At 72.3% G+C, this 23,351-nt stretch carries 25 protein-coding genes and 3 tRNA genes; 22 read left to right on the forward strand and 6 right to left on the reverse strand.

Translation table 11 applies throughout. The features are described 5' to 3' along the window. Nucleotides 1-92: 92 nt before the first annotated feature. Nucleotides 93-1,310: a sensor histidine kinase gene (locus BLW57_RS22640; RefSeq protein ID WP_093476942.1), complete on the reverse strand. Its 1,218-nt coding sequence runs from the start codon at nucleotides 1,308-1,310 to the stop codon at nucleotides 93-95. A gap of 233 nt (nucleotides 1,311-1,543) precedes the next feature. Between BLW57_RS22640 and BLW57_RS22645 the strand changes: the two genes are divergently transcribed. The 12 genes from BLW57_RS22645 (at nucleotide 1,544) to BLW57_RS22700 (ending at nucleotide 13,262) form a co-directional block, all read left to right on the forward strand. Further along, nucleotides 1,544-1,963 carry an NADH-quinone oxidoreductase subunit A gene (locus tag BLW57_RS22645; protein ID WP_093476945.1) on the forward strand — a complete coding sequence of 140 codons (420 nt, stop codon included), beginning with the start codon at nucleotides 1,544-1,546 and terminating at the stop codon, nucleotides 1,961-1,963. Then, nucleotides 1,954-2,583, forward strand: coding sequence for an NADH-quinone oxidoreductase subunit B (locus tag BLW57_RS22650; protein WP_093476948.1), 630 nt, complete (start codon nucleotides 1,954-1,956; stop codon nucleotides 2,581-2,583). Before BLW57_RS22645 ends, BLW57_RS22650 begins: the two co-directional genes overlap by 10 nt. Beyond that, the gene (locus BLW57_RS22655) at nucleotides 2,580-4,214 is read left to right on the forward strand and encodes an NADH-quinone oxidoreductase subunit C (protein WP_093476950.1); all 1,635 of its coding nucleotides are present in this window, start codon (nucleotides 2,580-2,582) and stop codon (nucleotides 4,212-4,214) included. The genes BLW57_RS22650 and BLW57_RS22655 overlap by 4 nt, the downstream gene beginning before the upstream one ends. Further along, the gene (locus BLW57_RS22660; protein WP_093476952.1) at nucleotides 4,211-5,179 is read left to right on the forward strand and encodes a complex I subunit 1/NuoH family protein; all 969 of its coding nucleotides are present in this window, start codon (nucleotides 4,211-4,213) and stop codon (nucleotides 5,177-5,179) included. Before BLW57_RS22655 ends, BLW57_RS22660 begins: the two co-directional genes overlap by 4 nt. Then, the gene (locus BLW57_RS22665; RefSeq protein WP_093476954.1) at nucleotides 5,180-5,731 is read left to right on the forward strand and encodes a NuoI/complex I 23 kDa subunit family protein; all 552 of its coding nucleotides are present in this window, start codon (nucleotides 5,180-5,182) and stop codon (nucleotides 5,729-5,731) included. Then, the gene (locus BLW57_RS22670) at nucleotides 5,728-6,345 is read left to right on the forward strand and encodes an NADH-quinone oxidoreductase subunit J family protein (RefSeq protein ID WP_093476956.1); all 618 of its coding nucleotides are present in this window, start codon (nucleotides 5,728-5,730) and stop codon (nucleotides 6,343-6,345) included. The genes BLW57_RS22665 and BLW57_RS22670 overlap by 4 nt, the downstream gene beginning before the upstream one ends. Continuing rightward, nucleotides 6,345-6,734, forward strand: coding sequence for an NADH-quinone oxidoreductase subunit NuoK (gene nuoK / locus BLW57_RS22675; RefSeq protein ID WP_093476957.1), 390 nt, complete (start codon nucleotides 6,345-6,347; stop codon nucleotides 6,732-6,734). The genes BLW57_RS22670 and nuoK overlap by 1 nt, the downstream gene beginning before the upstream one ends. Next, complete coding sequence (locus BLW57_RS22680) at nucleotides 6,731-8,725, forward strand: NADH-quinone oxidoreductase subunit 5 family protein (protein ID WP_093476959.1); 1,995 nt, start codon at nucleotides 6,731-6,733, stop codon at nucleotides 8,723-8,725. Before nuoK ends, BLW57_RS22680 begins: the two co-directional genes overlap by 4 nt. Before the next feature lie 6 nt (nucleotides 8,726-8,731). Next, nucleotides 8,732-10,306, forward strand: coding sequence for an NADH-quinone oxidoreductase subunit M (locus tag BLW57_RS22685; RefSeq protein ID WP_093476960.1), 1,575 nt, complete (start codon nucleotides 8,732-8,734; stop codon nucleotides 10,304-10,306). Continuing rightward, nucleotides 10,303-11,820 carry an NADH-quinone oxidoreductase subunit N gene (locus BLW57_RS22690; protein ID WP_093476962.1) on the forward strand — a complete coding sequence of 506 codons (1,518 nt, stop codon included), beginning with the start codon at nucleotides 10,303-10,305 and terminating at the stop codon, nucleotides 11,818-11,820. The genes BLW57_RS22685 and BLW57_RS22690 overlap by 4 nt, the downstream gene beginning before the upstream one ends. Before the next feature lie 192 nt (nucleotides 11,821-12,012). Continuing rightward, a complete protein-coding gene (htpX, locus tag BLW57_RS22695; protein ID WP_093476963.1) occupies nucleotides 12,013-12,873 on the forward strand; it encodes a zinc metalloprotease HtpX in 861 nt (286 codons plus the stop codon). Next, nucleotides 12,870-13,262 carry a YccF domain-containing protein gene (locus tag BLW57_RS22700; protein WP_093476965.1) on the forward strand — a complete coding sequence of 131 codons (393 nt, stop codon included), beginning with the start codon at nucleotides 12,870-12,872 and terminating at the stop codon, nucleotides 13,260-13,262. Before htpX ends, BLW57_RS22700 begins: the two co-directional genes overlap by 4 nt. A gap of 37 nt (nucleotides 13,263-13,299) precedes the next feature. Here BLW57_RS22700 and BLW57_RS22705 read toward each other — a convergent pair whose 3' ends face one another. Beyond that, entirely contained in the window at nucleotides 13,300-14,553 is a 1,254-nt protein-coding gene (locus BLW57_RS22705; protein WP_093476966.1) for an APC family permease, read from the reverse strand. A gap of 155 nt (nucleotides 14,554-14,708) precedes the next feature. Between BLW57_RS22705 and BLW57_RS22710 the strand changes: the two genes are divergently transcribed. Further along, nucleotides 14,709-14,975, forward strand: coding sequence for a GlsB/YeaQ/YmgE family stress response membrane protein (locus tag BLW57_RS22710; protein WP_093476969.1), 267 nt, complete (start codon nucleotides 14,709-14,711; stop codon nucleotides 14,973-14,975). Between the two features lie 100 nt (nucleotides 14,976-15,075). On the opposite strand, the gene BLW57_RS22715 is transcribed toward BLW57_RS22710, so the two are convergent. Further along, nucleotides 15,076-15,564, reverse strand: coding sequence for a YajQ family cyclic di-GMP-binding protein (locus BLW57_RS22715; protein ID WP_073901498.1), 489 nt, complete (start codon nucleotides 15,562-15,564; stop codon nucleotides 15,076-15,078). Nucleotides 15,565-15,790: 226 nt separating this feature from the next. Here BLW57_RS22715 and BLW57_RS22720 point away from each other — a divergent pair. Beyond that, nucleotides 15,791-15,872 (forward strand) — tRNA-Tyr (locus BLW57_RS22720). A gap of 287 nt (nucleotides 15,873-16,159) precedes the next feature. Here the strand turns inward: BLW57_RS22720 and BLW57_RS22725 are convergent. Beyond that, nucleotides 16,160-17,464 (reverse strand): glycoside hydrolase family 3 N-terminal domain-containing protein, encoded by a 1,305-nt coding sequence (locus tag BLW57_RS22725; RefSeq protein WP_093476974.1) that lies wholly within the window; start codon nucleotides 17,462-17,464, stop codon nucleotides 16,160-16,162. Nucleotides 17,465-17,852: 388 nt separating this feature from the next. Between BLW57_RS22725 and BLW57_RS22730 the strand changes: the two genes are divergently transcribed. Further along, complete coding sequence (locus tag BLW57_RS22730; protein WP_176985687.1) at nucleotides 17,853-18,077, forward strand: hypothetical protein; 225 nt, start codon at nucleotides 17,853-17,855, stop codon at nucleotides 18,075-18,077. 41 nt (nucleotides 18,078-18,118) lie between these two features. Continuing rightward, the gene (locus tag BLW57_RS22735) at nucleotides 18,119-18,331 is read left to right on the forward strand and encodes a hypothetical protein (RefSeq protein WP_093476976.1); all 213 of its coding nucleotides are present in this window, start codon (nucleotides 18,119-18,121) and stop codon (nucleotides 18,329-18,331) included. A gap of 97 nt (nucleotides 18,332-18,428) precedes the next feature. Here the strand turns inward: BLW57_RS22735 and BLW57_RS22740 are convergent, their stop codons facing one another. Together BLW57_RS22740 and BLW57_RS22745 are read right to left on the reverse strand one after the other, a co-directional pair. Next, nucleotides 18,429-19,085 (reverse strand): NAD(P)H-binding protein, encoded by a 657-nt coding sequence (locus BLW57_RS22740; RefSeq protein WP_093480828.1) that lies wholly within the window; start codon nucleotides 19,083-19,085, stop codon nucleotides 18,429-18,431. Between the two features lie 209 nt (nucleotides 19,086-19,294). Then, nucleotides 19,295-20,560 (reverse strand): amidohydrolase family protein, encoded by a 1,266-nt coding sequence (locus BLW57_RS22745; protein WP_093476978.1) that lies wholly within the window; start codon nucleotides 20,558-20,560, stop codon nucleotides 19,295-19,297. A gap of 460 nt (nucleotides 20,561-21,020) precedes the next feature. Here BLW57_RS22745 and BLW57_RS22750 point away from each other — a divergent pair. The 6 genes from BLW57_RS22750 (at nucleotide 21,021) to BLW57_RS22775 (ending at nucleotide 23,270) form a co-directional block, all read left to right on the forward strand. After that, a tRNA-Thr gene (locus BLW57_RS22750) sits at nucleotides 21,021-21,093 on the forward strand. A 46-nt stretch (nucleotides 21,094-21,139) separates the two neighbouring features. Further along, nucleotides 21,140-21,212: transfer RNA gene (locus tag BLW57_RS22755), tRNA-Met, on the forward strand. Between the two features lie 90 nt (nucleotides 21,213-21,302). Continuing rightward, nucleotides 21,303-21,467, forward strand: a complete 165-nt coding sequence (gene rpmG / locus BLW57_RS22760) for a 50S ribosomal protein L33 (protein ID WP_003948671.1) — start codon at nucleotides 21,303-21,305, stop codon at nucleotides 21,465-21,467. 226 nt (nucleotides 21,468-21,693) lie between these two features. Continuing rightward, nucleotides 21,694-22,146, forward strand: a complete 453-nt coding sequence (locus BLW57_RS22765; protein WP_093476981.1) for a MaoC family dehydratase N-terminal domain-containing protein — start codon at nucleotides 21,694-21,696, stop codon at nucleotides 22,144-22,146. Between the two features lie 7 nt (nucleotides 22,147-22,153). Further along, on the forward strand, nucleotides 22,154-22,582 hold the full coding sequence (locus BLW57_RS22770; protein WP_093476984.1) for a MaoC family dehydratase: 429 nt from the start codon (nucleotides 22,154-22,156) through the stop codon (nucleotides 22,580-22,582). Nucleotides 22,583-22,700: 118 nt separating this feature from the next. Beyond that, on the forward strand, nucleotides 22,701-23,270 hold the full coding sequence (locus tag BLW57_RS22775; protein ID WP_176985688.1) for a TetR/AcrR family transcriptional regulator: 570 nt from the start codon (nucleotides 22,701-22,703) through the stop codon (nucleotides 23,268-23,270). Nucleotides 23,271-23,351: the final 81 nt, after the last annotated feature.

Below are 23,351 nucleotides of genomic sequence, written 5' to 3' on the forward strand. Positions count from 1 at the left end.
CGAGCCGTGCCGGGAGACGACCGCGGGGCCGTACGGCTGTTCCGTACGGCCCCGGGCCCGGCGTGCGTGCGGACCGCGCGCGGGAGGCGCGGCTACGCCTTCCGGTCGCGCCACGGCAGCTCCGCGGTGACCACCGTCGGGCCGCCGTCCGGCGAGTCGACGACGAACAGGCCGTCCACCGCGCCCAGCCGCTCCGCCAGCCCCCGCATACCGCTGCCGCCGTCGAGCCGCGCGCCGCCCCGGCCGTCGTCCCGTACCTGGATGAGCAGCCGGTCCGCCGACCGCCACACGTCCACCGAGGCGGAACGCGCCCCGCTGTGCTTGCTGACGTTCTGCAGCAGCTCGGAGACCGTGAAGTAGGCGATGCCCTCGATGGCCTCAGCGGGACGGGCGGGCAGGTCCGCGGTCACCTTCACCGGCACGGTGCAGCGGGAGGCGACCGACGACAGCGCCGCGTCCAGGCCCCGGTCCGTGAGCACCGCCGGATGGATGCCCCGGGCCAGGTCGCGCAGCTCCTGGAGGGCCAGCTTCACCTCGCCGTGCGCCTCGTCCACCATCGCCGCGGCGGCGTCGGGGTCCTCCAGCAGCTTCTCCTTGGCCAGCCCGAGCCCCATCGCCAGGTTGACCAGCCGGGCCTGCGCGCCGTCGTGCAGATCCCGTTCGATCCGGCGCAGATCCGCCGCCGCCGTGTCGACCACGACCCCGCGGTCGGACTCCAGTTCGGCGATACGGCGTTCCAGCTCGTCTGAGGGCGACAGCAGCCCCCGCACCATCGCCCGGTCGACGTTCGCCAGCCCCCGCGCCAGGTACGGCAGCACCGGCCACAGCACGAACAGCGACACCAGCACGGTGCAGAAGGTGAGGATGCCCCAGGGCAGCCGGATGGCGTCGTACAGCAGGGTCCGCCAGCCCACCGGGTCCTTCAGCGCCATCCACAGCCGTGGCACCGGCCCCCCGCTCCGGGCGAGCGGCAGCGGCGTCGGCTCCTCCACCCGCACCCCGAGCAGTTTCCGGGCCCGGGCCCGCTCCAGCTTGCCCAGCTGCCGGGCGCCCAGCAGGGCGAGCGCGAGCAGCGGCAGGCCGATGACCGTCAGCGTGAGCGCGCCCCCGGTGGCCAGCGCCGTGACGGCGTAGACGAAGCCGAACACCGCCACCGGCAGGTTCAGCAGGAGATGTGCGATCTCCTTCCAGGTGTACGTGTCGTAGGCCGGCCGGAGCGGAGGCGGACGGTCGGGGCCGTCGGTCCGGTCGGGGCCGTCGGTCCGGCCGATGCCGTCGAAGCGGCCGGCGGCGGAGCTGGGAGCGGTCATACCGGTCAGCCTGCCGTGCCCGGCACCCCTCGCGCCATGCGGTACGCCGCCCTCCGCCGCCTGGGGAAAACCCCACCCCGGTCCCGGCCGGGGCGCCCGCACACGTCTCACGCCGTGACGGGCTGCTTACCAGTTCTTTATCAGGGCCTAGACTCCCGTGCGTACAGATCCTCGAATGATGTCGCATCACAGAGTTCACGAAGGTCACGAGGTCAGGGAGCGAGGGGCGCACCGTGCGGGAGACGTTGGGAGACTCGACGATCGCCACGGCGAACGTCGTCGCGGCCGGCTACTTCCGGTCCTATGCGGTGGTGGGACTGCTCGCCGTCGTCGGTGTGCTGTTCGTCGCGGTCGCCTTCGGCGCCGGCCGTCTGCTGCGCCCGGTCGTGCCGACCCCCGAGAAACTCCTGACCTACGAGTGCGGCGTCGACCCCGTCGGCGAGGGCTGGGCCCACACCCAGGTCCGCTACTACGTCTACGCGTTCCTGTACGTGATCTTCGCGGTCGACTCGATCTTCCTGTTCCCCTGGGCGACGGTCTTCGCCGCCCCCGGTTACGGCGCGACGACCCTCGTGGAGATGTTCGTCTTCCTCGGCTTCCTCGCCGTGGGCCTGCTGTACGCATACAAGAAGGGCGTCCTGGCATGGACGTGAACCCCTCGGCCGCATCCGTACCCCCGGGGCCCGGGCCCGTCGCGCTGCCCGAGCCCAAGCGGCTCGGCACTCTGGCACGCCTCGCACCCGAGCCGATGAAGGTGGTCCTCAACTGGGGCCGCCGCTACTCGCTGTGGGTCTTCAACTTCGGGCTCGCCTGCTGCGCGATCGAGTTCATCGCCGCGTCGATGGCCCGCCACGACTTCATCCGGCTCGGCGTCATCCCCTTCGCCCCGGGACCCCGCCAGGCCGACCTGATGATCGTCTCCGGCACGGTCACCGACAAGATGGCCCCGGCCGTCAAGCGCCTGTACGAGCAGATGCCCGAGCCGAAGTACGTCATCTCCTTCGGCGCCTGCTCCAACTGCGGCGGCCCCTACTGGGACTCCTACTCCGTCACCAAGGGCGTCGACCAGATCATCCCGGTGGACGTCTACGTCCCCGGCTGCCCGCCGCGCCCCGAGGCACTGCTCCAGGGCATCCTCAAGCTCCAGGAGAAGATCGCCCGCGAGTCGCTGGACGAGCGGTACGGCACCGGTTCCGCCCGGCCGTCCGCGGCCGCCCTGCAGAGCGGCCTGGTGAAGCCCCCGGCCCCGGCCGCCGAGGGGGACGCCCGATGAGCACGGTCGGCTGGCTGCCCGCCCCCGCGGAGGAACTCTTCGGCACGGACGCCACGGCCGAGGAGTCGTACGGCGTCCTCACCGTGGACGTACCGCCGTCCTCCTGGCTCACCGCCCTGGAGACGGCCCGTACGACCCTGTCCTGCACCTACTTCGACTGGCTGAGCGCGGTCGACGAGCCCGGCACCGGTTTCCGCGTCTCCGCCCACGTCGTCGCGCTGGACCCGGTCCGCCGGCTCCTGGTCCGCACGACCGTGCCGCACGAGGCACCGGCGCTCCCCTCGGCCGTCGGCGTCTACGCGGGCGCCGCCTGGCACGAGCGCGAGACCCACGAGATGTTCGGCGTCGACTTCGCCGACCACCCGGGCCTGGAGCACCTGTTGCTCCCCGAGAACTTCGAGGGCCACCCCCTCCGCAAGGACTTCGTCCTCGCCGCCCGTGTCGCCAAGGCCTGGCCCGGGGCGAAGGAGCCGGGCGAGTCCGACCACGGCGGCCCCAAGCGCCGTCAGATGCTGCCCCCGGGCGTCCCCGACCCGAACGAGTGGGGCCCGCTCAAGGGCCAGCTGCCCCCGGCCCCCGCCCGCCCGGCCCGAGGAGCGGCGCGCGCGGCGGCCGGTGACCGTCCGGTACGGCGCACCCGCACGGCGGCGCAGGGATCCGCGAGCCAGACCGAGGAGACCGGTGCGGTGGCCGGCCCGGCCGAAGCCGCGGGCACCACGGAGCCCTCCGGGGCCGCCGGAGCGCCGCGAGCCGGCGGAGCCGCTGCCCGTCCGCGCCGGATGCGGAGCGCGAGCGAGGGCTCGGCGAGCCAGTCGGCGCCGCCGGCCGAGACCGCGGCGCCGGGCGGGAGCACGGCTCCGGCCGGGGACGCGGCACCTGCCGGGGACGCGGCGACGCGGAAGGAGGCCGCGGCCGAGGGCGACGCCACACAGGCGGCGGCGTCCGGACCGGCCGCGGATGCCTCCGTGGCGCACGAGCCGGGCACGGCTCCGGCACCGTCCCGCCCGCGCCGCGCCCGCAGCGCCTCCGAAGGCTCGACGTCCCAGCGCACCGAAGCCGTCGGCGCGGAGCCGACGGAGAAGACGGGGCCGACCGGGCCCGCGGAGCCGGCGACCCCTGCGGCTCCCGCCCACAGGGCCGCCGCGCCGCGCAGCGCGGACGCCCCCTGGCACCACGCCCGCCCGGCGTTCGACGAGCCGGAGTCCGAGCCGCAGCCGGGGGAGAAGAAGGCCGAGCGTGCCGAGACCGCGGCGCCCGAAAGCCCGTCGCCCGGAGCGGCGGCACCCGCGAGCCCGGCGCCCGAAACCGCGGCCCCCGAAACCGCGGCCCCCGAATCCCCGGCCCCCGAATCCCCGGCCGCCGGGAGCCCGGCACCGAAGGACCCCGCACCCGAGAGCCCGGCACCGGAGGCGCCCACTTCCGAGGGCCACGGAAGCCCGGCCTCGGAAAGCCCGGCCTCGGAAAGCCCGGCCTCGGAAAGCCCGGCCTCGGAAAGCCCGGCCTCCGAAAGCCCCGAGCCCGGCAAGCGCACCCCCGAGGACTCCGGGCCGCAGGACCCCCACGACCCTGCCCCCCAAGACCCCGCTCCCCAAGACCGCACCCCTGACGACCCCACAGGAGGCCCGCAGTGAACGACGTGCCGGACGTCGCCCTGCGACTCCTGATCGTGTTCGTCGTCTTCCTCACCTTTCCGCTGATCGTCGGTCAGACCGAGCACAAGGTGATGGCGCACATGCAGGGCCGGCTCGGCCCGATGTACGCGGGCGGCTTCCACGGCTGGGCCCAGCTCATCGCCGACGGCGTGAAGTTCGCGCAGAAGGAGGACGTGGTGCCGGCCGGCGCCGACCGGCGCGTCTTCCAGCTCGCCCCCGCCGTCGCCCTGCTGCCCTACCTCCTCGTCCTGCTCGCCATCCCGATCGGCCCGAGCGAGGGCGCCGTCGGCCAGGTCCTCGACGCGGGCGTGTTCTTCGTGCTCGCGGTGATGGGCGTCGGCGTGCTCGGCTCCCTCATGGCCGGCTGGGCCAGCGCGAACAAGTTCTCCCTGCTCGGCGGCCTGCGCACGGCCGCCCAGCTGCTCGCGTACGAGCTCCCGATGCTGCTGGCGGCGGCCTCCGTCGCCATGGCCGCGGGCACCGTCTCGCTCCCCGGCATCCTGCACGGCTTCCACTGGTGGTGGGTGCCCTGGCAACTCGTCGGTGCGGTCGTCTTCTTCGTCGCCGGACTCGCCGAACTCCAGCGTCCGCCCTTCGACATGCCCGTCGCCGACTCCGAGATCATCTTCGGCGCGTACACCGAGTACACCGGTCTGCGCTTCGCCCTGTTCCTGCTCGCCGAGTACGCCGGCATCGTCGTCCTGTGCGGCCTGACCACCGTCCTCTTCCTGGGCGGCTGGCACGGCCCGTGGGGCACCGACGGCCTGGGCTGGGTGTGGACCCTGCTGAAGACCGCGATCCTCGCGTTCGTCGTCATCTGGCTCCGCGTCACCTACCCCCGGCTGCGCGAGGACCAGCTCCAGAAGCTCTCCTGGACCCTCCTCGTCCCCCTCTCCCTCGCCCAGATCGCCCTCACCGGCATCGTCAAGGTGGTGATCTCCTAGATGGCCCCGATCCCCGGCTCCGGCCTCGCCAAGGGCCTGGCCGTCACCCTCCGCACGATGACCAGGAAGACGGTCACCGAGCAGTACCCGGACGTCCAGCCCGAACTCCCGCCCCGCACCCGCGGCGTGATCGGCCTGTTCGAGGAGAACTGCACGGTCTGCATGCTCTGCGCCCGCGAGTGCCCCGACTGGTGCATCTACATCGACTCCCACAAGGAGACGGTCCCGCCCGCCGCCCCCGGCGGCCGTGAGCGCAGCCGGAACGTCCTCGACCGGTTCGCCATCGACTTCTCCCTGTGCATGTACTGCGGTATCTGCATCGAGGTGTGTCCTTTCGACGCGCTGTTCTGGTCCCCGGAGTTCGAGTACGCCGAGACCGACATCCGCGACCTCACCCACGAGCGGGACAAGCTCCGCGAGTGGATGTGGACGGTCCCGGCCCCGCCCGCCCTGGACCCCGGCGCGGAGGAACCCAAGGAGATCGCGGCCGCCCGCAAGACCGCCGAGAAGCTGGCCGCCACGCAGGCCGAACCGGGGGAGGGCACGTCATGAACCACGCAGCAGCCGTGAGCCTCGCGGCGGCCCCGCCCGGCTTCCTGTCCCCGACCGGCGTCGAGATCGCCTTCCTCCTCGTCGGCCTCGTCACCCTCGGCGCCGCACTGATCACCGTCACCACCCGGCAGCTGGTCCACGCGGCCCTCTGGCTCGTGGTCGCCCTCGGCGGCCTCGCCGTCGAGTACCTGCTGCTCACGGCCGAGTTCATCGCCTGGGTGCAGGTCCTGATCTACGTCGGCTCCGTCGTCGTCCTCCTGCTGTTCGGTCTGATGCTCACCAGGGCACCCATCGGCCACTCCCCGGACGCCGACTCCGGCAACCGCTGGGCCGCCCTCGCCGTCGCGATCGCCGCCGCGGCCGCCCTGGTGTGGGTGGTCGTCGACGCCTTCCGCGCCACCTGGATCGACCTGGACGGGCCGCCCGCCGGCACCACCCGCGTCACCGGCGAAAGCCTCTTCCAGCACTGGGTCCTGCCCTTCGAGGCCCTCTCCGTCCTGCTGCTCGCGGCCCTGGTCGGCGCGATCGTCCTGTCCCGCAAGGCGAAGGCGGACGCGAGCGCCGCACCCGAGGCCACAGCGGACACCCCGGCCGAGAAGGAAGGCGCCCGCTGATGCACCTCGCCTATCCCGCCGTGCTCTCCGCCCTCCTCTTCTGCACCGGCCTCTACGGCGTCCTCGCCCGCCGCAACGCGATCCTGGTCCTGATGTCGGTCGAGCTGATGCTCAACGCCGTCAACCTCAACCTGGTCGCCTTCGACGTCTGGCTCAGCCGCGTCGCCAAGGAGACCCTGCACTCCGGCCAGGCGCTGACCCTGTTCACGATCGCCATCGCCGCCGCCGAGATCGGCATCGGCCTGGCGATCGTGCTCGCCGTCCACCGCAACCGCGGCACCTCCGACATCGACAAGCTCCGCGACACCGCCGAGGGCCCCGAGACCGGCGGCCCCGAGATCGCGGGCCCCGGCTCCTCCGCGGCCGAGAAGGCTGAGGCCACCGCGTGACCACGACCACCCTCGCCGTCCTCGTCCCCCTCCTGCCGTTCCTCGGCGCCGCGGCCGGCCTGCTACTGGGCCGCACGGCACCCGGCTTCGTCCGCCCGCTCGCCGTGCTGCCGCCCCTCGCGGCGCTCGCGCTGGCCGCACTGGTCGCCGCCCGGCAGGCCGGCGGCCCCGCCATCGAGGCCTACACCGAGCTGACCCCCACCGGCTCCGTGCCGATCGACCTGGCCCTCGACATCGACGGCTTCGCCGCGCTCGTCGCCGTCCTCGTCGCCTTCGTCGCGACCTGCGTGCAGATCTACTCGACGGGCTACCTGCGCGACGACCCGCGCTACCCCTCGTACGCGGCCCTCGTCTCCCTGTTCACCTCCGCGATGCTCCTGGTCGTCTACTCCGGCGACCTGATCGTGCTGCTGGTCGGCTGGGAAGTCATGGGCATCTGCTCCTACTTCCTGGTCGGCCACTACTGGGAGACCCCCGAGGCCCGCGCCGCCTCCCTGAAGGCCTTCCTCGTCACCAAGCTCGGTGACGTGCCGTTCCTCATCGGCCTGTTCGCCCTCGGCACCGACGCCGGGTCCTTCCGCATCACCCGGGTCCTCGGCACCGTCGCGAGCGGCGGCCTCGACCACCCGACCGTGATCGCGCTGCTGCTCCTCGCCGGCGTGGCGGGCAAGTCGGCGCAGTTCCCGCTGCACACCTGGCTGCCGGACGCGATGGCCGGCCCGACACCCGTCTCGGCGCTCATCCACGCCGCCACGATGGTCGCCGCCGGCGTCTACTTCGTCGCCCGTCTCCTCCCCGTCTTCGAGGCCTCCTCGGCCGCGATGGTGGTCCTCGCCGTCATGGCCGCCGTCACGATGGCCGGCTCCGGTCTCGCCGCGCTCGCCCAGGACGACATCAAGCGCGTCCTCGCCTACTCCACGATCGGCCAGCTCGGCTACATGACCGGCGCCCTCGCCGTCGGCGACCGCGGCGCCGCCGTCTTCCACCTCCTGTCCCACGGTGCCTTCAAGGCGCTGCTGTTCCTCGCGGCCGGCGTGATCATCCACGCCGCCGGCACCAACTCGCTGGCCGCCATGTCCCGCATGCACGGCCTGCGCGACCGCGTCCCGGACGCCTTCTGGACGATGACCGTGGCGCTGCTCGCGCTCGCCGCGATCCCGCCGTTCAGCGGCTTCTTCTCCAAGGAGTCCGTCCTCGGTGCCGCCGAGCACGCCGCCGGCGGCCACGCCGCGCACGTGCCCGGCGCCGCCGGCTGGATCGTCCTCGTCGCCGGCCTGCTGGCCGCCCTGCTCACCGCCGCCTACGCCACCCGGCTGTGGCTGCTGGCGTTCCGCGGCAAGGGCGCCGAGGCCCCCGACCACGGCCGCCAGCCGCTGACGATGACCGTCGTGCTCTGGGTCCTCACCGTCCCCTCCCTGGCCTTCGGCGGGCTCGCCTACCGCTCGCTGCCCGGCTGGTTCGACGGCCGTGACCTGACCCCGACCCTCCTGACCTCGATCCTCGGCACGGGCCTCGCCGTCGTCGGCGGGCTGCTCACCTACGGTGCCTGGCAGCGGACCACCGGGCTCGCCGCCCGCGCCCCGCTCGGCGCGGTCGCCGCCCACCCCGAGGCCGACGCCGGACTGGTCGAGGCCGAGGCCATCGCCACCCACGAACCGGCCTACGGCGACATCGCCTACGCACCCGACCCGGCGGACCCGGCGCGACTGCTGCTCGGCCCGCTGCGCCGGCCCGCGGCCGCCGGCTTCCACCTGGACGCCGTGTACTCGGCACTGTTCGTCCGCCCGGTCCAGGCCGGCGCGAGTCTCGTCCGGTTCCTCGACCGCGAGGTCGTCGACACCTACGTCGGCGGCGCGGCCGCCCTGCCCCGGCTGCTCGGGGCCGCCGTACGGCGGGCGCAGACCGGCAATGTGCAGACCTATGTGAGCGCGCTGCTCGCCGGCACCGTCGTCCTGGCGGTCGCCGTCGTCCTCGTCGCCACGGGAGCGTGAGCAGGCGTGATCGATATCAACGAGTCCGTGATGCAGTTCCTTCTGGCGTTCGTCGTCGTCGGCCCGCTCCTCGGTGCCGTCGCCGCCCTCCTGCCGGCCCCGCCCGGGCTGAAGGGGAAGTCGCCCGAGCAGGCCGTGCTGCGGCACGGCGTCACCGTGACCGGCGCGATCCTCGTCGCCGCGATCGTCCTCGCGCTCGGCTTCGACCACGACCAGCCGTCGAAGATGCAGGCCACGACCGACATCAGCTGGATCCCCGCACTCGACGTGCGCATCCACCTCGGCATCGACGGCATCTCCCTCCCCCTCCTGGTGCTGACCGCGCTGCTGACCTTCCTCTGCGCGCTCTACTCGTACTTCAAGCTGCCGTCGGGCCCGTCCCCGAAGGCGTTCGTCGCGCTGCTGCTCCTTCTCGAGTCCGGCACCCTCGCGACCTTCGCCGTCCTCGACCTGCTGCTGTTCTTCCTGGCGTTCGAGACGGTGCTCATCCCCATGTACTTCCTCATCGCCCGCTGGGGCGGCGAGGGCCGCACCCGGGCCGCGTGGAAGTTCATCCTGTTCACGCTGCTCGGCTCCGTCGTCATGCTGCTCGGCCTGCTCCTGATCGGGATCAAGGCGGGCACATTCGACATGGTGGCACTCGCCACTGACAACGGCCGGTCGCTGACCGCGTCCGTGCAGGTCATCGCGGTTCTGACGATCGGGATCGGGCTCGCGGTCAAGGCCCCGATGTGGCCGTTGCACAGCTGGCTGCCAGACGCGCACACCGCCGCCCCGACCGTCGGCTCGGTCCTGCTGGCCGGCGTCCTGCTCAAGATGGGCACGTACGGGTTCGTCCGCATCCTGCTGCCCGTGGCGCCGCACGGCTTCCACACCTTCGCGCCCTACCTCGCCGCGTTCGCGGTCGTCGGGATCATCTACGGGTCCCTGGCCTGCCTGGCCCTGGCCAGACGGGGCGCCAAGGGCGACCTCAAGCGGCTGATCGCCTACTCCTCCGTCGGCCACATGGGCTTCGTCCTGCTGGGCATCGCCACCATGACCCCGACCGGCGTGAACGGCGCCCTGTTCGCCAACATCGCGCACGGCCTCATCACCGGCCTGCTCTTCTTCCTGGTCGGCGCCCTCAAGGACCGCACCGGCACCACCGACCTCGACACCCTGGCCGAGGAGACGGGCGCCGCGCTCTACGGCAGGGCCCCGCGCCTCGGTGGGCTGCTCGCGTTCGCCGCGGTCGCCTCGCTCGGGCTGCCCGGGCTCGCCGGTTTCTGGGGCGAGATGCTGTCGCTGTTCGGCGCGTTCGAGCCCGGCGCAGGTCTCAGCCGGCCCGCGTTCCTCACATTCATGGCGATCGGCACGTTCGGCACCCTGCTGACGGCCGCGTACATGCTGATCGTGGTCCGCCGCGTGTGCATGGGCGGAGCCGAGCAGGAGGTCCCGAGACTCGACGACGTGCACGGGTACGAATTCGCCGCCTGGACCCCGCTCGTCGCCCTCACCGTCCTCGCCGGACTGTGGCCGAAGGCCCTGCTCGGCCTGACCGACCCGGCCGTGCAGCAGCTCCTCGCAGGAGGCACCCGATGAGCGCCCAGCCGCTTGCCGAGTCGATGGTCCAGTCCGTCGACTGGCTGGCGATCGCCCCGCCGACGATCACCGCCGTCGTGGCGCTCGCCGTCCTCGTCGCCGACCTGTTCCTGCCCGAGCCCCGCAAGGCCGTGCTCGGCTGGATCTCGGTCGCCGGGCTGGCCGCGGCCGCCCTGATGCTCCTGCCCCTCCTGGACGGCGACCGCAGCACCTTCTGCCTGGCCGGCCGGGCGGGCGCGTGCAGCTACACCGCCGACCGCTTCACCCTCGTCATCCAGTTCCTGGTCCTCGGCGGCGCGCTGCTCGCCGCCCTGCTGTCCGTCACCAACCTCGACGACGACCGGCTGCGCGTCCCGCCCGGCGAGTTCTGGTTCCTGCTGCTGTCCTCCGCGGCCGGCGCCGCGCTGCTGCCCGCCTCCCGGGACCTGGCCACGCTGGTCGTCGCCCTGGAGGTCGCCTCCCTGCCGGCCTTCGCCCTCGTCGGCATCCGGCACGGCGACAAACGGTCCTCCGAGGCCGCCCTGAAGTTCTTCCTGTCCTCGGTCACCGCCACCGCGGTCAGCCTGATGGGCATCAGCTTCGTCTACGGCGCCACCGGCACCCTCTACCTCACCCAGGTCGCCGAGCGCCTGCCGCACGTCGACGGGCAGCTGCACGTCCTCACCCAGACCGGTGTCGTCCTCACCCTCATCGGCTTCGCCTTCAAGACGGCCGCCGTCCCCTTCCACTTCTGGGTGCCCGACACCTACGTCGGCGCCCCGCTGCCCGTGGCCGCCTACCTGTCGGTCGTCGGCAAGGCCGTCGGCTTCTCCGGCCTGATCCTGGTCACTGTGATCGCGTTCCCGTCGTACGCCGACGTCTGGGGGCCCGCGCTCGCCGTCCTGGCCGCCCTCACCATGACCGTCGGCAACGTCGGCGCCCTGCGGCAGCAGGCCACGCGCGCGTACAGCGCCGTACGGCTGCTCGCCTGGTCCTCCGTCGGCCAGGCCGGCTACCTGCTGGTGCCGATCGCCGCCGCCGGGTACGCCAAGGACCCCCAGCGGGCGATCGGCTCGACGGTGGCGTACGCCCTGATGTACGCGGCCGTGAACCTCGGAGCCTTCGCGGTCGCCGCGCTGGTGGGCCGCGGCCGCGCCCTGAACCGGATCGCGGACTACCGCGGCCTGTACACCGCCAACCCGCTCACCGCGCTGCTGCTGGCCTTCTTCCTGCTGTGCCTGGCCGGGCTGCCGCCGGGTGTCATCGGCCTGTTCGCCAAGGTCACGGTGTTCTCGTCGGCCGTCGACGCGGGCCTCGGCTGGCTCGCCGTCGTCATGGCCGTCAACGTGGTCATCGCGCTCTTCTACTACCTCCAGTGGACCGCCCTGCTGTTCCGGGCCCCCGAGGGGGAGACCGCCCGGCACCGCGTCCCCGCCCCCCTGACGGCCGCTCTCGCCCTCACCGGAGTGCTCGGCGTCGCCCTGTCCGGAGCGCCCCAGCTGGTCCTCCGGTTCGCGGCCACCGGCCTGTTCTGAGGAGTCGCCACGCGGGCGTGGGGCACCCGTGCCACCACGCGCGCGTGAGGCCGAACCCGCACGTCACCCGTACGGCCGAACCGTGCCGCCGCACACCCCGGGGAACTCGTGCCCGTCGCCTGGCGTTGTCACAGACGGGAGGGTCCACTGGACCCAAAGTGTTCCCCAGATGCACGACTTGGAGGGCGCACCGTGCACCGCCGGCACAACGGGCTCAGGACCGCCGTACTCCTCGGGGGACTGTCCGCACTCATCATCGTCATCGGCAGCTTCTTCGGCCGTGCCGGGCTGATCGTCGCGGTCCTGGTCGCCATCGGTACGAACGCGTACGCGTACTGGAACAGCGACAAGCTGGCGCTGCGCGCCATGCGCGCCCGCCCGGTCAGCGAGTTCGAGGCCCCGGCGCTGTACCGCATGGTGCGCGAGCTCTCCACCCAGGCCCGCCAGCCCATGCCGCGCCTCTACATCTCCCCGACCGAGGCCCCCAACGCCTTCGCGACCGGCCGCAACCCGCGCAACGCGGCCGTGTGCTGCACGGAGGGCATCCTGCGCCTCCTGGACGAGCGTGAGCTGCGCGGGGTCATCGGCCACGAGCTGAGCCACGTCTACAACCGCGACATCCTCATCTCCTCGGTCGCCGGCGCCCTGGCCTCGGTGATCATGTTCCTGGTGAACTTCGCCTGGCTCATCCCGGTGGGCCGCTCGGACGACGACGACGGCCCCGGCCTGCTCGGCACGCTGCTGATCATGATCCTGGGTCCGCTCGCCGCCAGCCTCATCCAGCTGGCCATCAGCCGGTCCCGGGAGTACGAGGCGGACGCCTCGGGCGCCCAGCTCACCGGCGACCCGCTCGCCCTCGCCGGCGCACTGCGCAAGCTGGAGGTCGGTACCCAGCAGCTCCCGCTGCCGCCCGAGCCCAAGATCGAGACCGCGAGCCACATGATGATCGCGAACCCCTTCCGTCCCGGTCAGGGACTGTCCAAGATGTTCTCCACCCACCCGCCGATGGCGGAGCGCATCGCCCGGCTCGAGAAGATGGCAGGTCGCTCGTGAAGATCATCCTGAACGTCATCTGGCTCGTCCTGAGCGGCTTCTGGCTGTTCCTCGGGTACCTGCTGGCCGGCCTGCTGCTGTGCATCACGATCATCGGTATCCCGTTCGGGATCGCCGCCTTCCGCATCGGCGTCTACGCCCTGTGGCCCTTCGGGTACACCACGGTCGAGCGTCACGACGCGGGCGCCCCGTCGTGCGTCGGCAACGTCCTGTGGCTGATCCTGGCCGGCTGGTGGCTGGCGCTCGCCCACATCGTCACCGGCATCGCCCTGTGCGTCACGATCATCGGCATCCCGTTCGGCATCGCCAACTTCAAGCTGATCCCCGTGTCCCTGCTGCCGCTCGGCCGCGAGATCGTCCCCACGGACCAGCCGTTCGCGGCCCGCTGAGACGGGCGGGCGGCGCCCCCGTCGCCCTGACGGCGCGTCACGCGGCGTACCGGCCCGCCCACCACCGCCGTCCGCCGTAGGCCGCCGCGCCCACGGCGAGCACGCCCGCCCCCACGGCCACCGAGACGAAGGGCAGCGCGAGCGCCAGAATCGCGCAGCCCAGCAGGCCGACCACCGGCACCACGCGGGACAGCGGCGCCTGACTCAGCGTCCAGGCGGAGGCGTTGGCGACGGCGTAGTAGGCCAGCACGCCGAAGGAGGAGAAGCCGATCGCGCCGCGCACGTCGACCGTGGCGGCCAGCACGGCGACCACCGCGCCCACGGCGAGTTCCGCCCGGTGGGGCACCCCGAACCGCGGGTGCACGGCGGCCAGCGCGCCCGGCAGATGCCCGTCCCGGGCCATGGCGAGCGTCGTCCGGGACACCCCGAGGATCAGCGCGAGCAGTGAGCCCAGCGCGGCCACCGCCGCCCCCGCCCGCACCACGGGCACGAGGCCGGGCACCCCGGCCGCCCGCACCGCCTCGGCCAGCGGCGCCTCCGCCTGCCCGAGCCGGCCGGCGCCGAGGACCCCGAGCACCGCGACGGCCACGCACGTGTACACGACGAGGGCGATCCCCAGGGCCAGCGGGATCGCGCGCGGAATGGTGCGCGCCGGATCGCGGACCTCCTCGCCGAGGGTCGCGATCCGCGCGTACCCGGCGAACGCGAAGAACAGCAGCCCGGCCGCCTGGAGGACCCCGCCGACCCCGGACGACAGGCCGACGCCGAGGCGCCCGGCCCCGACCCGCCCGGAGGCCAGACAGGCGACGACCACGGTCGCGAGTACGGCCAGGACGACAGCCACGATCACCCGCGTGAGCCATGCCGACTTCTGGATCCCGCCGTAGTTCACTGCGGTCAGGGCCACCACGGCGCCGACCGCCACCGCGTGCGCCTGCCCCGGCCAGACGTACGCGCCCACCGTGAGCGCCATGGCCGCGCAGGACGCCGTCTTGCCGACCACGAACGCCCAGCCGGCGAGATACCCCCAGAAGGCCCCCAGCCGCTCCCGCCCGTAGACGTAGGTGCCGCCGGAGGCCGGATACAAGGCCGCGAGACGTGCCGAGGACATGGCGTTGCAGTAGGCCACCACCGCGGCGAGGGCCAGTCCTGCCAGCAGTCCGGAACCGGCCGCGCGCGCCGCCGGGCCGAGAGCCGAGAAGACGCCGGCCCCGATCATCGAGCCGAGGCCGACGACCACGGCGTCCCGCAGCCCCAGGGTGCGCCGCAGAGCAGTGCCGGAGGGTGTCATGCGCCGCACCCTACTGAGCGGCGCAACCGGTCGGTGACCTCGCGACGTCCTCTACACCGACGCGGCACGAACACACGCGCGACGGACAGCGGGTCCTCATCGGAACTTCAGGCCCCGCCCAGTGCGGACACAGCGCGGAAGGGCAGGTTCACGGCATGAGCATCATCGGTTGGATCATTCTGGGACTGCTGGCCGGAGCCATCACCAAGCTCCTGCTGCCGGGCCGCGACCCCGGCGGCTTCATCGGTACGACCCTCATCGGCGTCGCGGGCGCGTTCATAGGCGGCTGGATCTCGGCCCGCTGGCTGGACCACCCGGTCACGAAGAACTTCTACGACGGCGCCACCTGGGCGGCGGCCATCGGCGGCTCCCTGGTGCTGCTGATCGCCTACCGCATTCTGTTCGGCAACTCACGCGACTGAGCGCACCGCGCGCGGCGCGCAGGCGGCGCTCACAGGGCGCGGCGAGCAGAAGGGTGGGCACCGCCGGGTGCCCACCCTTTCCTGTGCTGTCCGCCGTGTCCTACCGGTAGTTCACGAACTGCAGCGCGAAGTCGAAGTCCTTGCCCTTGAGCAGGGAGATCACGGTCTGGAGGTCGTCGCGGCTCTTGGAGCTGACCCGCAGCTCCTCGCCCTGGACCTGGGCCTTCACGCCCTTCGGGCCCTCGTCGCGAATGATCTTCGCCACCTTCTTCGCGTTCTCCTGGGAGATGCCCTCCTCGATCGACGCGAAGATCTTGTACTCCTTGCCGGAGAGCTGCGGCTCGCCCGCGTCCAGCGCCTTCAGCGAGATACCGCGCTTGATCAGCTTGGACTGGAAGACGTCGAGGACAGCGTTCACCCGGTCCTCGGAGTTCGCCTCCATGAGGATCTTGTCACCGGACCACGAGATCGAGGCACCCACGCCCTTGAAGTCGTAGCGCTGCGAGATCTCCTTGGCGGCCTGGTTGAGGGCGTTGTCGACCTCCTGCCGCTCGACCTTCGAGACGATGTCGAAACTGGAGTCGGCCATGTCCTGTGGCTCCTTGTATCCGGGTGCTGATGGGTGCGTGCCGGCGTGCGCGGCGGCGACCGCCGGGCCCGGCTCCGTGCCGGGCCGCATCCGCACCAGCCTAGCCATCCCGCGACCCCGGGGGTGGAGATCAATGGGGTGGCGGAGCACCCCTGGGCATCGGGTATTGTTTACGTCGTTGCCACGGAGCACCGCCGAAAGCGGGTTCGGTCGGCAGCACCAACCCGGCGGTGTGCCCGAGCGGCCAAAGGGAGCAGACTGTAAATCTGCCGGCTCAGCCTTCCCAGGTTCGAATCCTGGCGCCGCCACACTGGGTGAGACCCCTTCCAATCTGCGGAAACGCGCATTGGAGGGGGTCTTCTCGTTTCTTCTCGTTGGTCGACAGTGGTGTTCGAGCAGGCTCGCGAAACGCGCAGGCGACGGCCGCGCCGGCGCAGATCGACGGGTGGACCGCCGCGGGCCGCCACGGGAAATCCGCAGGTCGCGTCGTATGGGGCGAGCCCGCTGTAGGTCTGCCGGCTCAGCCTTTCCAGGTTGGATCCTGGCGCCACGGCATACCGCCCCGGCTCATCCGGGCTGGGGCGCAACCTCGTGCCTACGGGCAGAGGTTCACGTGCCGGACGGCCAGGACGTGTCCCGCCGCGTCGATGAGGCGGCTGCGGGAGAGGCGTCCGCCGGCCACCGCGTCGGTGACCGCCTTGGCGATCGAGGACGTCTGGGAGCCGACGTTGCCGCCCAGGTCGAACAGGACCATGTCGGCGCCGGACCGCAGGGCCTGGACGGCCGCGCTGGGAACGCTGAATCCGGCGGCGGAGATCGCCTTGGCGCTGAGCGAGTCGGTGACCACCAGCCCCTTGAAGCCCAGCTTGCCGCGCAACTCGGTACCGATGACGGTGGGGGACAGGCTTGCCGGATTGGTGCTCAGGCCCGGAACGACGTTGTTGGAGACCATGATGGCCGGGGCGCCGGCCTTGATGGCCGCTGTGAACGGCGGGATGGCCACCTTCTGCAGGGTGGACCAGGGCAGGGTGCGGGCAGGGCCGAAGTCGGAGTTGTAGGTGGAGCCGCCCAGGCCCGGGAAGTGCTTGACGACGGGTATCACGCCTCCGGCGCGCAGCCCGTTCATGTACGCCACACCGTCCTTGGAGACCACCGCGGTGTTCCCGCTGAAGGACCGCCAGCCGTCGGGGTTGGTCTTGCTGGGCGCCTCGTTCCTGCCGTCCACGTCGACCACCGGCGCGAGGTCCATGTTCACCTGGGCGGCCGCCATCTTCTTCGCGACCTCCGTGACGTTCTGCTGGATCTGGGCCGGGGTCCAGTGCGAGCCCATGTACGCGGCCCAGGGCAGGGATCCGACGAGGTTCGCCATGCGCTGGATGCCGCCGCCCTCCTCGTCGGTCATCACCAACAGGCCGAGGCGACCCGGCACATGGGATTTCAGGGTGGTCAGCCGGGAGCCGAGGTCGGCCGGCGCCTTGCTGCCGAACAGCAGCACACCGCCCGCGCCCGCGCTCACCTCCGAGGTGGCGTCGGACACCGACGTCTCCGGCACGGGGACGGCGATGGTCAGCATGGCCAGCCGGCGGTTCGACCACCCGGCCAGCTTCGTGCTGTTGGTGCACGCCGCGGCGGCGGACGTCGTGGCGGGGGCGGGAGCGGTGGCGGAGGTGGAGAGGTCCGGGGCGAGGGACGAACGCGGGTGGGAAGTCGTGGCGGGCGGGGTGTGGGAGAGGCCGGGGCCGCTGGAGCGCGGGGCGGCGTCGGGAGTGCCCGCGGCACAGCCCGCGAGGAGCATCGCCGCCACAGCGGCGGTGCTCAGTCTCCGTACGCTCCCGGCGCGGCCGGGGAGCCGCGGCAGTGAGGTCGCGCCTGTGCGGTCACGGTACGACGGACGGTTCATCGCTCGGCCTCCTTCGCAAGACGCGACGGCGGCCGGCGCGTCTCGGGGCCGCAGCCCAGGTGGTGTGCCTTACGGGGAGTGGGAGCCGGCCCGGCTTCGTTCGCTCGCCCATGGTCGGAGTTCCAGGATCTCGCGCATTGCAGCCGGACGACAGTCCAGCCCGGGGAACTCACTGCCGGAACATCGTTGTGCTGCACGGAAGTCCCCTTAGAATCGAACATGTGAACGATAACGGCTCTTCCGAATGTCCCGCTGTGCCGCGCTCCGCGCGCCGCGTCCCGGCCGGGCGCGGCCCGCACGACCGGTCGCCCCGCCGAAACACGCTGCCGGGGGCTGTCCGATGACCGGCCCGGGTGCGGGTCCTGCCGGTCCGGACGATGCTGGAGCCATGGCCGGGAAGCGCCCCATCATCGTGCACCTGCCGTCCCCGACCGGCGGCCGCCGGGTCCGGGTCGACGGCGAGATCCTGGGCCTCGCGCACAACGTGGGGGACCTGGTGGAGTTCCTGCGCCGGGCCGGGCTGGAGATCGAGCCGGAAGAGGTGGCCGACTCGCCGCTGATCGACTGGCGCGGTGTGGGCCCCGACCGGTGGGAGGCAGAGACCCGGACCTGACGGCGGTGTCACCTCGGCCCCGCCCCGGGCACACTGACGGCATGTCCTCCCGACGCAGAACCTGTCCCGTGTGCCGCCGTGAAATCGCCGTCGTCGCGGGCCGCTTCGCGCGCCACGACCCGCCCGCAGCGCGTGGCAGCGGGGACCTCATCTCCTGCACCGGGTCCCGGCGGCAGGCGCAACTCGACGGCATCCAGCCCTCGTTGGACGGATACGTCGTGCCGGACTTTCCCGGGCAACTGCCGCTGTTCTGACGCCCCGGTGGCGTCCTGCTGGTCCGAAGTCCCGGCGGCCGCCCTCGTTCCGCCCGGCGGACGGCGGTTCGTGACGGCGTGTGAACCGCGCTCGGGGTCAGTTTCCGGCCACCGACTTCACCGCGACGGACACCGGCGTCGAGCCGCCGATCAGCTCCAGCGTCAGACCGGCCGTCGCCGAGGTGTCCACCAGCTCCGCGAGGACGGCCGCCACGTCGTCCCGCGGAATCGGACCACGTCCGGTGTGCGCCTCCAGCCGGACCAGCCCGGTGCCCGCGTCGTTCGTCAGCGCGCCGGGACGCAGGATCGTCCAGTCCAGCGCCTCCTGCCGGCGGACGTACGCGTCGGCCTCGCCCTTGGCACGCAGGTACACGTCGAAGACCTCGTCGCCCCGGTGCGCCGGATCGGCACCCATCGACGACACCACCACGAAGCGACGCACGCGCGCGCGGACGGCCGCGTCCGCGAACAGCGTCGCCGCGCCCTTGTCCACCGTCTCCTTGCGCTCCGTGCCGCTGCCCGGGCCAGCGCCGGCCGCGAACACCGCCGCGTCCGCACCCTGGAGGTGCGCCGCGACCTGCTCCACCGAGGCGGACTCCAGGTCGAGCAGCACCGGTTCGGCACCGGCCTCCCGCAGGGCGTCGCCCTGCTCGGCCTTGCGGATGATGCCCGCCACCTCGTCCCCGCGCGCGGAGAGCACACGCTCCAGCCGCAGCGCGATCTGACCATGACCACCAGCGATGACAATGCGCATGAATCCGACCGTACGCCCGAAGGGCCGCATCCGCCGCACGGGTTGACCGCCGCCCGCCGGAGACCGCCCAGCTCACGGGTGCTTCCCGGACCCCGCCGGGCGCGACCGCGGACGCGTGTCCCACACCGCCCGCCACATCGCGTCCCACGCGCAGGGCCGCGTCACCGGGCGCGGCGACCGCTCCGCTCCCCTGCGACCGCTCCGCGCTCCTACGACAGCTCTCCGCGTCCCTGGCGGGGCAGCCCCAGCTCCGCTGCCGCCGCCGAGTTGCAGTACTCGCGGACCGCGCTGGTGCGTGCCACCACGCGGCCCCGGTGCACCACGATCCGGCTGTACGCCAGTGAGAGCGCCCCGGCCAGGTGATCGCCGCGCACGGCCAGGAGCTCCGCCGGGAAGCCCGCCTCCACACGTACGTCCGGCAGGCCCATGGCGGCGCGGGCGCGGGCGCTCACGGCGTCGTAGGCGTCCTCCGGGCGCAGATCGTGGGCGGAGGCGAGGAGGTAGGCCGCCTCCAGCGGGTCACCACGGCCGACGGGGTTGGAGACGTCGCGCAGGGCGCCGCTCCCGGCCGCCACGCGCACCCCGGCCGCGCGCAGCAGCCGTACCGGGGCCGTGCCCTCCCGCCCGGCGCCGCCGCAGCCGCCCTGCGGCAGGCACACCACCGTCACCCCGGCCGCGGCGAGCTGGTCGGCGACACGGGACGCCATGTCGGCCGGCAGGCGCGCCAGACCGGCGCACGGCCCGATCGTCACGCCGGGGCGCAGGCCGCCCGCCATGACCGCGAGCCGGGACAGCCGGGCGGCGTCGGCGGCGTCCGTGTGCAGGTCGACCGGGCAGCCGTGTTCGGACGCCACCTCCAGGACGGTCTCCACGTAGCCCGTGGGATCCGGGTCCAGGTCCGGGCAGCCGCCCACCACGGAGGCGCCCATCTTCACCGCGTCCCGCAGCATCGCGAGCCCGTCGGCCCCGGCCACCCCGGTCAGCAGCCGGGGCATCGCCACCGTGGTCAGTTCGCCCAGCCCCCGCAGCGACCGCCGGGCCTGCAGGACGGCCCCGAGCGCGCCGAGCCCCTGGACGTCGCCCACGCGCACGTGCGCGCGTACCGCCGTCGCGCCGTGCCCGAGCTGGAGCAGGGCCGACTCCGTGGCCCGGCGCTGGACGTCCTCCGGGGCGTACGACACCGGTCCCGGGTGCTCGGCGGTCAGGGCGGTGTCGCTGTGGGCGTGCGGTTCGGCCGGTGCCGGCAGGAGCAGGTAACCGCTCAGGTCCACGCGTGTGGCGGGCTTCCGGGCCGGTCCCGGCGCCAGACTGCCGGCCGTGCCCACCGCCTCGATGCGCCCGCCGCACAGCCGTACGTCCACGGTCCTGCCGTCGGTGAGCCGCGCCCCGCACAGCAGCAGGACGGCCGGGTCGGACGGCCCCGAGGACCCCGACGGGTTCGGCGGCTGGTGGGGCTGCGGCTGACTGTCGGGCATCGCGCTCCAGGGGCGGGGCCGGGGGCTCGGGGCGGGCCGGCGTGACGGACGGCGAAGCAGGGACGCGCGGGGACGGCCCAAGATCACGCAGAGTGAGTCGAGCCTAGGGTGGCGAGCCGCGCGGGTCGCGCAGGAGCGCAATAGTCGTACCGGCGTGGTCCACCCATGGCAGTACACGTGTCGCCCACGCGTGTGGCACGCACCGTTCGCGGCCGCGGCGACCGCGTCGGCGTACGGGGCGACCGTCCCGGCTGCCCGGCTCCACGACCCTCACGCGCGGGTGCAGGGCACGGTCGCGTCCACGCGCGCGGGTGCGCCTGTCCGACCGTCAGCAGTCCCCGCGTGGGTGCCGTTCCTGGGGCTCAGGAGCCTGCGGAGGGAGCCGGGGAGGGCGTTGCGGAGTGCGGCCGGATACGGATTTGGGTGAACGGCGGCGGACCGTGTAATGTCTTCATCGCTCGCCCCAATAGCTCAGTCGGCAGAGCGTCTCCATGGTAAGGAGAAGGTCAACGGTTCGATTCCGTTTTGGGGCTCTGGTGCGAGAGGTTCCCGTCGAAAGGCGGGGCCCGATCGCATCGTAGCGGTGTAGCTCAGTCGGTAGAGCAAGCGGCTCATAATCGCTGTGTCACCGGTTCAAGTCCGGTCACCGCTACTGACAGTAGCCGATTGCGGGGTCGGTCCTTCGATCGGCTACTCTTTCTTGCGTTGAATTGGTCCATCCGTTCGTCTTAGGAGCACTCACGTGGCTGCCACCGACGTCCGCCCGAAGATCACGCTGGCCTGCGTGGAGTGCAAGGAGCGGAACTACATCACCAAGAAGAACCGGCGTAACAACCCGGATCGTCTTGAGATGAAGAAGCACTGCCCGCGTTGCAATGCGCACACCGCGCATCGCGAAACGCGATAAATAGGCTCGTTCGTGAGGCCGTCCCCTTCCGAGGGGGCGGCCTCACGGCGTTTTCGCGTGCCGGTCACACTCCCGCTCGGCCGGTCACCGGTCACGCGTCCACCGCGCCGCCGGGCCACGCGCCCGTCGGTCCGGTGATCATCCGCCCCAGTCGCCTCGTGTACGTTCCGTGACCGTTTCCGGCTAATTTGGGGCCACCACAGCAGACATCAGGAGGTGCCGGGCCATGGCGCTCGACCAGTCCTTCGTGGGACGGACCTACCCGCCCACCGCGCCCTACGAGGTGGGCCGGGAGAAGATCCGCGAGTTCGCCGAGGCGGTGGCGGAGACCAACCCGGTGTACACCGACCCGGAGGCCGCCAAGGCGTTCGGCCATCCCGATGTGATCGCCCCGCCGACCTTCGTGTTCTCCATCACGTTCCGCGCCGCCGGACAGGTCGTCGAGGACCCGCAGCTCGGGCTCGACTACAACCGCGTGGTGCACGGGGACCAGAAGTTCGCCTACAGCCGCCCGGTCCGGGCCGGCGACCGGCTCACGGTCACCTCCACCATCGAGGCGATCAAGTCCCTCGCGGGCAACGACATCCTGGACATCCGCGGCGAGGTGCACGACGAGGCGGGCGAGCACGTCGTGACCGCCTGGACCAAGCTCGTGGCCCGCGCGGCCGAGGAGGCGTGAGGACCTGATGACGGCGAAGATCGCTTACGGCGACGTCGAGGTCGGCACCGAGCTGCCGGCGCAGACCTTCCCCGTGACCCGTGCCGCCCTCGTGCAGTACGCGGGCGCCTCGGGGGACTTCAACCCCATCCACTGGAACGAGAAGTTCGCCAAGGAGGTCGGCCTCCCGGACGTCATCGCGCACGGCATGTTCACCATGGCCGAGGCGATCCGGGTGGTCACCGACTGGATCGGCGACCCCGGTGCGGTCGTGGAGTACGGCGTCCGCTTCACCAAGCCCGTCGTCGTGCCGAACGACGACCAGGGCGCGCTGATCGAGGTCAGCGGCAAGGTGGCGGCCAAGCTGGACGACAACACCGTGCGGGTGGACCTGACGGCCATGAGCGCCGGCCAGAAGGTCCTGGGCATGTCCCGGGCGGTCGTACGACTGGGCTGACGGCCCGGCCGAGCGGCAGAGGCGGCGAGTGAGGGGCGTCCTCCCTGGTGGGGCGCCCCTCACTCGTATCCGCGGACACCCGCTTGCCAAGTTAGTGATTGAGTACTAACTTAGCGGCATGCCCAGGATGAGCGCAGAGGAGCGACGCGAGAGCGTCATCAGTGCCGCGACCGCCGAGTTCGCGCGCGGTGGCTACCACGGCACCTCCACCGAGGCGATCGCCCGGCGGGTGGGAGTCTCGCAGCCGTATCTCTTCCGGCTCTTCTCCGGCAAGAAGGCGATCTTCCTGGCGGCGGCGGAACGCTGCGTGGAGGACACCATCCGGACCTTTGAGGAGGCCTCGGAGGGGTTGCAGGGCGAGGACGCCCTGCATGCCATGGCGAACGCGTACACCGAGGTCATCGCGGAGCGGCCCGAGCGGCTGATGATGCAGATGCAGATGTACGTCGCCGTGGCGGCCGCGGAGCAGGAAGGCGACCGCGAGTTCGGCGAGAGCGTGCGGAACGGCTGGATGCGGCTGTGGGACACCGTGCATCTGGCGCTCGGCGCGGACGTCGACGAGACGACCGACTTCCTCGCGTACGGCATGCTCATCAACTGCCTGGTGGGCATGGGCTTCCCGCCCGAGCACCGGGTGTGGGAGGGGCTCTATCCGTCGGCCCGGGACAAGGGCCGTCTGGAGGCGTGAAGGGCGGGCGGAGGGGCGGTGGCGCCTTTTCACGTCCGCAAAAGTTAGTCATCAATAACTAACTAGGGATCACTCCTGGGG

The organism is Streptomyces sp. 1222.5, from assembly GCF_900105245.1.
GTDB classification, from domain to species: Bacteria; Actinomycetota; Actinomycetes; order Streptomycetales; family Streptomycetaceae; genus Streptomyces; species Streptomyces albidocamelliae.

Bases quoted from the DNA above. Each gene is read 5' to 3' on its own strand.
- BLW57_RS22725 (WP_093476974.1), bottom strand. From the start codon at position 17,464: ATGAACCGTCCGTCGTACCGTGACCGCACAGGCGCGACCTCACTGCCG.
- BLW57_RS22665 (WP_093476954.1), top strand. From the start codon at position 5,180: ATGGCCCCGATCCCCGGCTCCGGCCTCGCCAAGGGCCTGGCCGTCACC.
- BLW57_RS22650 (WP_093476948.1), top strand. From the start codon at position 1,954: ATGGACGTGAACCCCTCGGCCGCATCCGTACCCCCGGGGCCCGGGCCC.
- BLW57_RS22715 (WP_073901498.1), bottom strand. From the start codon at position 15,564: ATGGCCGACTCCAGTTTCGACATCGTCTCGAAGGTCGAGCGGCAGGAG.
- BLW57_RS22670 (WP_093476956.1), top strand. From the start codon at position 5,728: ATGAACCACGCAGCAGCCGTGAGCCTCGCGGCGGCCCCGCCCGGCTTC.
- BLW57_RS22740 (WP_093480828.1), bottom strand. From the start codon at position 19,085: ATGCGCATTGTCATCGCTGGTGGTCATGGTCAGATCGCGCTGCGGCTG.
- BLW57_RS22655 (WP_093476950.1), top strand. From the start codon at position 2,580: ATGAGCACGGTCGGCTGGCTGCCCGCCCCCGCGGAGGAACTCTTCGGC.
- BLW57_RS22735 (WP_093476976.1), top strand. From the start codon at position 18,119: ATGTCCTCCCGACGCAGAACCTGTCCCGTGTGCCGCCGTGAAATCGCC.
- BLW57_RS22690 (WP_093476962.1), top strand. From the start codon at position 10,303: ATGAGCGCCCAGCCGCTTGCCGAGTCGATGGTCCAGTCCGTCGACTGG.
- BLW57_RS22710 (WP_093476969.1), top strand. From the start codon at position 14,709: ATGAGCATCATCGGTTGGATCATTCTGGGACTGCTGGCCGGAGCCATC.
- BLW57_RS22730 (WP_176985687.1), top strand. From the start codon at position 17,853: ATGGCCGGGAAGCGCCCCATCATCGTGCACCTGCCGTCCCCGACCGGC.
- BLW57_RS22745 (WP_093476978.1), bottom strand. From the start codon at position 20,560: ATGCCCGACAGTCAGCCGCAGCCCCACCAGCCGCCGAACCCGTCGGGG.
- BLW57_RS22705 (WP_093476966.1), bottom strand. From the start codon at position 14,553: ATGACACCCTCCGGCACTGCTCTGCGGCGCACCCTGGGGCTGCGGGAC.
- BLW57_RS22770 (WP_093476984.1), top strand. From the start codon at position 22,154: ATGACGGCGAAGATCGCTTACGGCGACGTCGAGGTCGGCACCGAGCTG.
- BLW57_RS22765 (WP_093476981.1), top strand. From the start codon at position 21,694: ATGGCGCTCGACCAGTCCTTCGTGGGACGGACCTACCCGCCCACCGCG.
- BLW57_RS22775 (WP_176985688.1), top strand. From the start codon at position 22,701: ATGCCCAGGATGAGCGCAGAGGAGCGACGCGAGAGCGTCATCAGTGCC.
- nuoK (WP_093476957.1), top strand. From the start codon at position 6,345: ATGCACCTCGCCTATCCCGCCGTGCTCTCCGCCCTCCTCTTCTGCACC.
- BLW57_RS22640 (WP_093476942.1), bottom strand. From the start codon at position 1,310: ATGACCGCTCCCAGCTCCGCCGCCGGCCGCTTCGACGGCATCGGCCGG.